Origin of the sequence: Micromonospora sp. DT46 (assembly GCF_049841735.1) — a bacterium.
GTDB classification, from domain to species: Bacteria; Actinomycetota; Actinomycetes; order Mycobacteriales; family Micromonosporaceae; genus Micromonospora; species Micromonospora reichwaldensis.
Genome location: NZ_JBNCKW010000027.1, coordinates 1 through 808 on the forward strand (window position 1 = coordinate 1; position 808 = coordinate 808).

Genomic DNA, 808 nt, shown 5'->3' on the forward strand with positions numbered 1-808 from the left:
TGCTGGACCGGGGTGTGGAGTTGGTGGCGTCGATGCTGGGGGTGTGGAAGGCGGGTGCGGCGTTCGTGCCGGTGGATCCGTCGTACCCGCCGGGCCGCATCGCCGCGATGCTCGCCGACGCGGGTGCGCGGGTCGCGATCACCTCGCAGCGGTACGCGGACCGGTTCGCCGGTGCCGGGGTCGACGTGCTCCGGGTGGACGAGATCGTGGACGACGGCGCCGAGGAGGCCACGGCCGACGGCGACCTGCGGGCGGCCCTGCCCGGGCCGATCGACCTCGACGAGTTGGCGTATGTGATTTTCACGTCGGGGTCGACGGGTCGGCCGAAGGGTGTGCAGGTGTCGCACCGGGGGTTGGCGAATCATGTGCGGTGGGCGGCGGGTGAGTTGGCGTCGCGTGGTGCGGGTGGTTGTGCGGTGTTCTCGTCGGTGGCGTTCGACTTGCAGGTGCCGAATTTGTGGGCGCCGTTGGTGGCGGGTCAGCGTGTGGTGATGGTGGGTCAGGATGTGGATCTGGCCGAGTTGGGTGCGGTGTTGGCGTCGTCGGGGCCGTTCAGTTTCTTGAAGTTGACGCCGGGTCATCTGGAGATTCTTGGTCGGCAGTTGTCGGATGAGGCGTTGGCGTCGTTGGCGCCGGTGGTGGTGGTCGCTGGTGAGGCGTTGCCGGCGGCGTTGGCGAACCGGTGGTTGGGGTTGTTGGGTGCGGGTGGGTTGGTCAACGAGTACGGGCCGACCGAGGCGAGTGTGGGCACGTGCATCTTCCCGGTGGAGACCGAGCAGGCGGGTCCGGTGGTGCCGATCGGTCGTGC

Annotated in this window: 1 protein-coding gene; it reads left to right on the top strand. The window is 68.9% G+C overall.

Annotated features, from left to right (window positions below; translation table 11 throughout):
- Positions 1-32: 32 nt before the first annotated feature.
- Positions 33-808 (top strand): AMP-binding protein (locus ACLQ20_RS31325; protein WP_425858377.1); only part of this gene is annotated, 776 nt, incomplete at its 3' end.